This window comes from Gardnerella sp. 26-12 (assembly GCF_001660745.1).
GTDB classification, from domain to species: domain Bacteria; phylum Actinomycetota; class Actinomycetes; order Actinomycetales; family Bifidobacteriaceae; genus Bifidobacterium; species Bifidobacterium swidsinskii.
Window position 1 is genome coordinate 1 of the sequence record NZ_LWSR01000093.1, and the last position, 11,294, is coordinate 11,294.

The window sequence follows — 11,294 nt, forward strand, 5'->3', positions numbered from 1 at the left end:
TTGCTTATTTTGCTTATTTTATTCTGTTTGAGTCAAGTTTTATTTTTGATTAAAATTTTACTTTTCCGCAAAAGTGTACCGCGGTCTGCCAGTTAAGTCGTTTCCAACGCGCGCACGCGAAAAACCTACGCTTTCCGCATACTTTTTAAGCGCATCCCCTTGCGAAATATCGTGCTCCATAACCATCGCTCCCCCAGACTTAAGCAGCGCAAAAGCCGCACGCATAATCTGCTCCGGAATAAGCAAGCCGTCCGCAGAACCGCCATAAAGCGCAAGCGGAGGATCATACTCTCGCACTTCAACCTGTTCTGGCACTTGACTTTCCGGCACGTAAGGCGGATTCGTTATTACTAAATCTACTTTGCCACAAATTGCGTGAAGTTCCGGCGTGCAATCCGAAATATGCGATTTGGTTGCGTCTGCAAGCACGGCATGATAGCGACTGAAAATCTGAATATTTTCCCACTTTTTTGCAGTTTCTTCGAAATTTTTTTGCAAATATTGGAAAGCTTCAGGAGATTTTTCTACAGCCCATACTTGCGCGTCTGCAACTTCCGCCGCAATCGACAATCCAATTGCGCCCGATCCGGCGCATAAATCGACTACCGTCGGCTTGCTAATACCAGACTCTCTAAGCCAATCCAATCCAGCTTCAACAACAATTTCCGTTTCCGGCCGCGGCACAAAAACGCCCTTACCAACTTGCAAATCCAAGTAGCGAAAAGGCGCGCGACCAACAATATGCTGCAACGGCTCACGAGAAGCACGCCTAGATACAAAATCGCTATATTTACTAGCATAATCTTGCGAAAAATCGGTTAAATCGCCAAGTATTAGCGCCTTGCTCAGCTCAGCTAAGCTTACGCCGCAAGCATGAGCCAGCAGCAAGCGTGCATCATATTCTGCTGAGTCCACGCCTGCAGAATCAAGCTTTTTAACAGCATCGCGCAAAACTCGCAAAAGTTCTTGCATTTTAAGAATTGCTTGGTTATTTCAGTAATTTTACTTGACTTACTTGGCTTGCGCTAAGCGGTCAGCTTCATCCGCCTGAATATCACTGTCGATAACAGGCTGCAAATCGCCGTCAAGAACCTGATCAAGATTGTAAGCCTTGTAATTCGTGCGATGATCCACAATACGATTTTCTGGGAAATTGTACGTGCGGATTCGCTCAGAGCGGTCGAGCGAACGCACCTGTGAGTGGCGCATATCCGCCGCTTCTGCTGCCTCCTGCTCGTGCTTCATAGCGAGCAAACGAGACTTTAACACGCGAAGGGCTGCCGCACGGTTTTGAATCTGCGACTTTTCGTCTTGCATGCTAACAACAATTCCGGTTGGAATATGTGTCATGCGAACCGCAGAATAAGTAGTGTTCACGGACTGCCCACCAGGGCCGGAGCTCATGAAAATGTCGATCTTCAAATCTTTTGGATCGATTTCGATTTCGTCGTCATCTTCGTCTGCTTCTGGGAACACGATTACGCCAGCTGCGGAAGTTTGAATACGTCCCTGCGATTCCGTAACTGGGATTCGCTGCACGCGATGCACTCCGCCCTCATACTTCATGCTTGCCCACACGCCATCTTCTGGAGCAGGCGTACCTTTTGCTCGAATCGCAAGCTGCACGTCTTTTACGCCGCCAAGTTCCGTTGAATTTTCGCTTTGGATTACGGTAGTCCAGCCGCGCTTTTCCGCGTAACGCATGTACATACGCAATAAATCGCCAGCAAACAAAGCCGCTTCTTCGCCGCCTGTGCCAGCTTTAATTTCCATAATCATATCGCGCGCATCATCCGGATCCCTAGGAATTAATGCAGTGCGAAGCTTTTCTTTTGCTGCTGGAATCTGCTCTTCTAAGCGCTTAGCTTCTTCAGCGAAATCTGGATCGTCGCTTGCCATTTCGTTTGCGGCTTCAAAGTCGTCGCAAAGCTGTTTGTAATTTAGGTAAGCGTTTACGATTGATCCAAGTTCTGCGTGCCTACGACCAAGCTTACGAATAGCGTCCGGATTTGACGCAACTTCCGGGCTTCCCATACGACTTTCAATATCGCGATACTCTTCTAACGCGGTAACTGCTGCCGGGAATTGTTCCTCTACTGACTCAGCCATCATATTCCTTTGTAGTCACGCTTAACGCGGATTGTAAATCAAAAATTTAAATGTTAAATATTAAACACACATGTTTAGCACATAAAACGCCAGCCCCGATTCCGCGAGTTACACGAAAGCAGGGCTGGCGTCACAAAAGCTACTTAGTCTTCTTACCGTAGCGCTTCTCGAAGCGAGCCACGCGACCGCCGGTGTCGAGAATCTTCTGCTTGCCGGTATAGAATGGGTGGCACTTTGAGCACACGTCAACCGTCATGTGATCGCCATCAGCGGTAGAACGAGTTACGAAAGTGCTTCCGCAAGAGCAGGTAACCTGCACTGCGTGATAGTCGGGATGAATACCCTGCTTCATAATGTCTCCTATGGAATTCGGGCGACCCGGGTCGCAAAGCCCCAATAGCTAAGCGTGAACCGGAACCTTCGTAATTCTAGTCACCACCCTCGACGCGCTTATAATCCGCATAAAAATGGAGCGCATGAAAAATTCAAACGCTCCAAATTTAAATAAATTATTTATTATTGCGACGCTTGCGATGGTGTTTGCCAGTCTTTACCACCGCAAGACCAATTGCTGCGATTGCTGCCGACAAAATACCAGCGGATGCAGAAGAAACCGTATTGCTACCAGTTTTAGCTAATTCCGGCTTTGCTCCAGCAGTTTCTTTTACATCCTTTTCTTGCTTCTTTTCATTCTCAATAGTTACGTCATATGAAGTATAAGAATCAAGAGAAGGAATAGCTCGTTCAGGCGTTGGAGCAGGTTTGCTCTCAGAAATCACATCAATTTCAACAGTAATTTCCGCTTCGCGACCATACTTGTCGGTAGTAGTAAACGTTAGCTCAACTTTCGGCTTGCCGTCAACAATCTTAGGCGTGCCAGAAATCTTGCATTCAGTACCAGCGCAATTTGCGTTAATGCCGTTTACAGAAGTTAAGCCTTGAGCAACTAACTCGTTAATAGTTACTTTCTTGCCGTCTACTGTAACCGTTGTGTTATTAACATCTCCTTCAGTCATGTTTTGCAATCTGAAGTTCGTTAAAACACCCTCGCGAGCAGAACCACTAAACTTAAACTTCATAGGAGCCATCTTCTCAAAGTTTGCAGTAATAATGGTTTCGCTTTCTGGGAATACCATTGCAATATCAGCGTCAGTAATACCAGCTTGCACAAGTAAATTCTTCAAAGCTTCAATAGTTGAGTGTTGTGAATTACGAATTATTTTTGCAGTATATGACTTTCCTAATGTTTCAGCAACAATAGCCAATCTATTACGACTTGCTTCATAACTCATATTCTCGTTATTTATAGCTTCAGCAAGAATATTCTTTATAGCCGCAAATGTAGAATTCTTAGATTTGCGGATTACATTAGCTGTAAACGACATGCCATAGCGTTCAGCAATCTTAGCTAATGTTTCACGCTCAATATCAGTTGATTTGTGGTTATCAGCACTGTTATAGATGGTATCAATATGTTTAGAGTAAGATACTTCATCCCAATTCTTGAATATGTAACCTTTGTTAGCAAGAACGTCTGGAATATAATTCTTTATTTCAGACATTCTATCTTTACGCACCCAGTATGTATGCATTGGTGACTGCATAGTTCCGCCATTGCCAGCTACATACGTTACCTTTGTGTAGTTTTCTAAAATGAACTTTCCTGCTTGGCTGCCAGCTGAAGGCAAATCTCGCTCTGCAATCACATTCGGAAGCACTTGAATAGGTACATTTTCATAACGTACTATCTTTGCACCCTTCTTATTTGGATCAGATGTTTCAACCTTCACTCTAACGGTAGTAATTCCAGGCTTCGCAATTCGAACAGAATTTGCACCGGAAGAATAAACTACACCAGCACCGTGCATGCCCGCAATCTCTAGGTTATTAGGATCAACACCAGACACAAGCTCATCAGGAGCAGGAACTTCATCTCCAACACTCTTAACAAACTGAGATACATTCACAGGCATATCAGCAATCTGATTTGCTACATATACGCGAATTTGCCTATTGTCGTTTGTGTCATTCTCAGGAACAGGCTTGTTGCCTGCATCATAAACTTCCCACTTGCTAAAGCCCTTAAGACGGTTCTTCAACTCATTAGTTTTTCCAGCAACGTCATCATCATACTTAGTACTATCGGACTTAAAGTAGATAACTTTCGGTTTATATGATCCATCATCCCACTTTCTTCCGAAAGCTGGTAAGAACACATACGGCACGTAGTTATCTGGAACTTTCTCATTACTCTTCGCGTCGATGATGTTCATCACCTTTTCATACACTGCTTGGTATGTAGTGTTTTCAGAGTACTTTAATTTACGAATCTCATCATTCGATAACAACTTTTCACCATTCGCGTTTTGCACATCAACGCTAGTTGCAGATGCTGGTTCACTTACCATCAAAGTAGTGACAGGAATTTCAGGTTGATTTGCTAAGCTTCTTCTTGCACGCGAACGAGCATCAGAATTATCATTATCAACAAAATTCTCGAGCTTCCTCCAGCCTTTGAACACGTAATGGTATCCATCAGCGTCATAATCCTTGCCAACAGCTTGCGGAGCTTTTACGCCCGTAACATCGTCTTTAAGAACGTAGTACAGCTTAGTAGTATCTTTATCAAGGCTGCCCTGATCTTTATGATCAACTTGATTGGCATTTATAAAGTTGACCTTAACATACTTATCCTTATTGAGAACAAGATCACGCTCTGCAGCAACACCAGTAAGAGGATTAGTATCACCAGGCTGATGTGAAGGCTGAGTACTATCTGGTTTCGGTAGGCTTTTATCGTACATCAACTGATAAAGCACCTTTAAGCGTCCTACAAGTCTATAAGTCTTGTAATCTGCTGCATCCTTATACTTAACTGTAACTTTCAAAGGAACAGTGTACAAAGCAGGCTTCTTAAGCATCTTCTGCTTTAACTTATTTTGTTCAGCTTCAGTTGGCAAATCATATTCGACTTTTATGTCTTCTATGCCATTATTCACAGCAGCGTCTGCTTTGAGCTGAGACATATTAGTTATAAAATCGGTTAACTTTGGAAGCGTGTCAGGCTTATCTTGCACAGCGACCAAGTAATCAGTCTGCACTGCTGGCTCTGTCCAAGGGGTTTGATCTGCCACGAACTCTTGGAATGGTTTATCAACTTTCCAATTCGAAACATCATCTATAGGCGTTACTTCTTCTTTGCCATTAATCATGCTGCTTCGATTCCAAGTTCCCTTAGCATTGGTTAGGTTCTCTTGAAGCCTTGTCAACGCACTAGTCTGGTCGCTAGCACTGTAAGGAATTTGCGAAAGATCAGTACCCTTCTTTACGTAGAACACCTTAGGGCCGTCTGTGCCGTCCTTCCACTTTCGTCCTGGAGCAGGCTTGAAGATTGCAACTACAGAATCTTCTGGAACTGTTCCATTGTCGGACGAGCTGGAGAAGTAGTCGATTCGCTTGTAAATAGCGTGGTAAGTTACGCCGTCTTGCAAATTTACTTTCTTGTAGCGGTCGCTTGAATTTATGTCAAACGTCTGCTCTTGTTTTGGATTTTCAGCAGTCGGCTTTACAACATTAGTCGCCCAACCCTTAAACACGTAGTGGTAATGCTGGTCGCTGTAATCATTGCCGAAAGCTTGCGGCACGCGGATTCTAACTTCCTTACCCTTATAAACGTACGCAGTAAGCGTAGTTTTTTCACCAGCAGGATGATTGGCATTATCTCCATCGTGACCAATAATAGTGCCTTCATCATTCTTGCCGGTGAAAGTAATCGGCGCATACTCGTCAATATGCGCTTTGCCATAGTCAGTAGCTTTAAACTTATCCCACTCGCTTGCGTACACCAAATCCGGCAGCACGCGGTACAGCACTTCAGCTTCAGCAATGTTATTGCCAAGATGCACTTGCACTTTAATCTTGTGTAATCCTGGAGTGTTGTCAAACTTTTCGCCAGGCGCAAAGCTGAACGTAGCACCAGTTGGATACTCATAAGAATTCGTTATAAGCTTCTTAGCATCATCACTACTTCCAGTACTAATATTCTCAAGTGGCGTAAGCACTTGCGGAGCTGCGGCAATAGGAGCCTTTAGCTTGAAGTGAGCAGTGTAAATTACCTCAGGATTGTTCTGCTCTTCGGAACGAATCGGCAAGCGATTCACACCATCGGAATACTGAAGCGTATGCGAGCCAACTTCAGACGAACCGACTTTTGAAGTCCAACCAACAAACTCAAATCCAGGCTTTGCTTTCACTGTTGGAAGTGGCATTTGATAAGCTTTTGTGCCCTTAATTGCGTCGTACACAAGAACAGAGCCGTCAGCTACATCCTTGTTCTGCCAGTCAACAACGCTGCCCATAGAGTCTTGACCATCAGCCACTTTGAACACGTAGCGCGTGTAGTGATCTGGGCGAGCTTGCTTATCGTCATTGCGTTTAAGCACGCGAACGTCTTTATATTTGAAGATGAATGTATCTTCTCTAGTCTGCTTACCTTCGCTATCAGTAGTATAAGTAATATTCTGCTGTGTGCTTTCCGGCATAAAGCCTTCAATCGGCTTGTAGAATACTACGTCGTACTTTCTGTTTACAGAGCTGACTTCGCTTTCTGGAAGAAGCTCCTTACCGTTTTGATCAATATACTTTACCTTATACTTGCGCGTATTGTACGTTTGGTAAATAAACTCGCCAGTATTCTGCTTCTCATCACTCGAGGCTTCAAAGCTCGTGAACTGCTTATCTGGGAAGTGCGTTTCGTCGCTGTAGACTGCTTCCGCATTGTAGCGCAAATGCTCGCGCAAGCCGGAAACCGTTTGAGTAGAAACGTGATCCACCATCGCGGCTTTTTCTGCGTCTGAAAGACCCTCTTTCTTATAGTCAGCAAACGTTACGCCTGGCTTTAAGAATATGTGCTTAAAAGTACCGTTGTAGCGAGTATCCTTAACCCACACTGCATCAAGCTTTATATCTTCTACTACTTTATTGCCAAAAGCGTACGGCAAAGTCGTGCCGTTCTTTTTAATCTCCCAGCCGTAGAAGTCGTAGCCTTTGCGCGTTGGGGTGCTTATCTTCTTTTCGTCAATAACATGGTAGCGAGGGAACTTCTTTTCCGTAACTACGTCGGAGCCACTTATTTCATTGCCGTTGTCGTCGGTTTTCGGCATATGGTAGTCAAACGTTACAGTGTGCTGAATATCAGTTGGAAGACCCCACGCAGCGTAAAGCTTAATGCCGTTGACTGGCATTGTAATATCTTTGTTTTCGCCATTTATAAACTGAGTACCAGCTTGATCAACAGCCCAGCCTTTAAACACATAGTCTTCTGGCAAATCAGCAGGGCGAACGATGGAGTAAGTCTTGTTATTAAGCGTGAAAGTGTACTTGCCGTCGAACTGCTTAGACGTATTACCGGCATCGTCTTTAGTTACAGAAGCATCATAAGATGTATCGTTTCCGTATAGCTCTTTGTCTTCGCCCGTCAAATCTTTTTTGCCGCGCTTAGTCAAACTATACTCGAACGGCAGGCTCTCTGTAGCAGCGCTACCGTTTGTAGCTATAGCCTTGCCATCCGCATTATAAAACTGCACATCGTACGACTTGCGGTTGTACCTAAATTCAAGTAGTTTGTTAGTTTCAAATTCAGTTGCATCACCAGAATAATCTTCTTGTTCATCTACTGGAACGCCCCTATACTTTCGAAATGCTAAATGATACTTTTTAGCAAAAGCATTCTTCTCATCATCACTTAAATCATCCCAATTCCCATGACCATGAGATTCGTTATACCACTCTTCCCGATTATCTTCAAAGTCGAATGGATCTAACGAATCACCAACATTTTTCTTATCATAACCATCAGCAGGATTAAAACCTGCAATAGATGGAGCTGTATATAAATAACCCGAATTGTCAGTATCATCTTTGCTATATGAATCAGTTGAAAGCTCATAATCATTGTCGCCTATATCATCGCCACCGTTTTTAGCAGACGCAATACTTTGCTTCCTAATAATCACCTGTATAGGCGCACTTTTACTACTGATATCAGCAGTAAGCAGACGCTGATTATCTTTTAGCTCGTATTGCTGTGCACTAGGATTCGAAGGGTCATCACTAATTTTAGGCGCTTGATTATTACCTTGTACACGGAATTTAGGATCAGCAAATTCTTTTATAGTAAAACGATACGGAGGAGTGTCACGATAATTCACTTCACCTGCATATCCAAGCTGCCATCCTAAAGAGCCTATATTTTCTTCATTAAAATCTAATTCATTTATATCAGGCCAAATATCAGTAAGCTTTTGACCGTAACGAACTTTTACGCGGTAGCCCTTATGGTCAATTTTGTTGCCATCGTTATCTTCATTTTCGCTATCATACTTCGTTGAGCAATTGCCACCATCAGCATAGCAATAAATAGTTGTTTTGCCGCTTTCGTCTTTTCTTTTTATAGCAGCATTGTTACCCCTATCTACGCCAGTAGGCTTAGCAAAAATAAGCTCGTAAGTCTTGCGGTCGTAAACTAAGTTAAGAGTGTTGTTTAAGTCGTTCGCGCAAAGCTGCGATTTACTACGTTTGCCTAAATCTGGGTGACCCGGCACAAAATCATGTTGCTCAGTGTTAAGCTTTTTAGTAAGCTCCTTATTCACATGGAAGTAGCGTGTGAATATATCCTTGCCTTTGTTTGAAGCGTCACCAGGATTCGCGGTATCATACCCGTCTAAGCTTGTTACAGGCGTATCGTTCATCCAGTTGAACTTTGAAATTAAGCCGTCTTTGTAACTCTTATCCTTCGTGCCCTGCAACTCTTCTTTCGTTAAGCCAAGCTCTGGGTTTTCTACATAATTATCTTCGTTTTTACCATTAAGCTTACTAGTATCATTAGCAACGCCGGCATCATTCATCTTATTAAGCGCAACGTCACTCTCTGTCTTCACGTTCTTGCGCTCAACAAGACCAACAAAGTCGTAGTTTGCAAGCGAATCCGGATGCTCTTTGTCAACCAAATCCGCTTTTTGCACCCACACGTTCACGCGGTAGCTAGTAGTATTGTTCGCTTCCCAATTAGCGCGGAATTGCACATTGTGATCCGGCATCTTGTAGTCATCAAGAGAAACAATAGTATTCTCAGCATAAAGCGGATCACTCTCTTTGCTAGGATCTACTAAAGACCATCCTTTAAAAGTGTAACCTCGCCTAGTTGGTTTCGTAACTTGTGGCACATCTTGCTGGTAATACACTTTTTGAGCAGTAACATCCGTGCCGCCAGCAGAATCGTAAGTAACTTCATACGCCTTACGGTAGTAGCGAAGGTTCAAAACTAGCTTATCTTTTTCATCTTCAGAATCCGAAAGCGGCGAGCTAATAAGATTATGCTCCGGCTCGTAGCCTGGAATGTACAGAGCTACAGCACTCACATCTGAACCAACAGTGCCAGTAACTTCAGTGACGTGGATACGTTCTTTTTTGCCATCTTTGTAAGTTACTTCAATAGTCTTGCCAACGCCAAGATTTGGAGCATCGTGAAACTCATCCTTATGATCGAGATCCTGCACCAAGTGACGCACATAGTACTTAGCTGTTTTAGGAGCGTAGTTGATATTCAACTCGCCGTAGTACTGAATACCGTCGTCCGAACCTGACTGCGTAGACGATGGATTCTGCGAAGATTGAGCACTGTTGTTGCTTTCAACAGCCTGCCTTTTCTTTACAGCGTAATCAGTAATCAGCTTCTTGCTTAAACGCAAGTAACGCTTAGCATCCGCATCCGTACCGTCGTCAATAACAAACTTGTCTTCGCTGTTTTTAATGTAGTACTGGTAATCACCGGAGTGGTATACGGACGGACGGTATCCAGCAGCCTTTGGAAGCTCAATGTATTCCCACTTGCCATCTTTGCCTAGATTATCGAAGTCTTCTTGATCAATTGTAAGCTCATACGGCTGCACAAGCTGCTTATTCGCAGCACCACCAATCGTATAGCGAATTTTCAAATTGTAAGTGGCTTTTGGCTTTTTGTCGGTTTGTACCTGTTCGTTGGCTTGCTCTGTGTTTTCAGCAGTTGGATGCTGCTCATTCGGCTTAATTACCTGGCTGTTTGGATCAGTTGCTGCGTTATTAGTTGTTGTGCCAGCGTTCGATGTAGAAGCAGGTGAAGGATGCTCATTGTTCGAAGCAGGCGTAGTGCTTTTCTCTTCGCCTGAGACGTTTGCATTTGCACCTTGTGCAGTTGTATTTTCTGTACTTGGGTTCGCTGTAGTTCCAGCACCAGCGTTAGACGCTGTACCTGTTGAAGGTGCAGGAGCAGACGGTGCAGTCGTATTATCTACAGTGTTCGCAGTCGGAGCTGCAGACGCATTATTTGCAGACGGTGCAGTCGAGGTTGCAGGCGCACTTGTTGTAGTAGTTACACTATTCCCGTCGGAAGCACCATCGCCGCTCTCAACAGACCTACGAACACGCCCCTTTGGCGCATTTGCATTACTTAATGCAGGAGCATTTTCTGCGTGAGTGCTTGAAGATTGTGCGCTTGTATTCTGCTCGTTTGCAGGCTTTGCGCTTTCAGTATTTACAGGCTGCGTATTTGCTGGTTGTGCAGGCTGCTTATTTTCACCTGGCTTAACCTCAGCAGGCTTAACGTCACCAGCATTTTCTTCCGGTTGCTTTGCTTCCGGTTGCTTTGTTTCTGCAGGTTGCTTTGCATCTTGTTTTGCAGTTGACGTTGATTCTGGCTTTGCAGTCGGCTTCAAAGTTGGAGTCGACTCTGGCTTTACTGCTGGATGAACTGGCTGCACTGGCGCAGGCGCACTTACTGCATAAGAATGTCCGAAATTAACCTGTTCTGAAGAACTACCTAACTGCGAGTCAATTCCATCACGCTGTTGCACTTCGTGTTGTTGCGATTCGCGCTGCTTTGCTTCACTCTTATTTATTTCACGCTGCTCAATCTCACGCTGTTGTGCTTCACGCAACTTTTGCATTTGTGCATCATGGCGCGCAAGCTCTACAAACTTTTGAATTTGTGCACCCTTATTGAGTACGCCAGCACCCCACCGCTGCATATTCAATTCATCTACATCAGGCTTACCTTTGCCCATTTTTTGCGTCGTATTAGACGCATCGATAATATCTTTTTGAGTAGGCTGAAGCGCGGAAGCCACAACAGATGGAAGCCTGTCTCTTAT

At 44.2% G+C, this 11,294-nt stretch carries 4 protein-coding genes; all 4 read right to left on the minus strand.

Annotation, left to right across the window (positions count from 1 at the left end; genetic code table 11):
- Positions 1-57: 57 nt before the first annotated feature.
- Entirely contained in the window at positions 58-972 is a 915-nt protein-coding gene (gene prmC, locus A5295_RS05010) for a peptide chain release factor N(5)-glutamine methyltransferase (protein ID WP_064621962.1), read from the minus strand.
- A gap of 39 nt (positions 973-1,011) precedes the next feature.
- Positions 1,012-2,109 (minus strand): peptide chain release factor 1, encoded by a 1,098-nt coding sequence (gene prfA / locus A5295_RS05015; protein ID WP_012914392.1) that lies wholly within the window; start codon positions 2,107-2,109, stop codon positions 1,012-1,014.
- 139 nt (positions 2,110-2,248) lie between these two features.
- Positions 2,249-2,461 (minus strand): 50S ribosomal protein L31, encoded by a 213-nt coding sequence (rpmE, locus tag A5295_RS05020; RefSeq protein ID WP_004118797.1) that lies wholly within the window; start codon positions 2,459-2,461, stop codon positions 2,249-2,251.
- A gap of 157 nt (positions 2,462-2,618) precedes the next feature.
- Positions 2,619-11,294: InlB B-repeat-containing protein (locus A5295_RS05025; protein WP_064621964.1), on the minus strand; the 8,676-nt coding region annotated here is incomplete at its 5' end.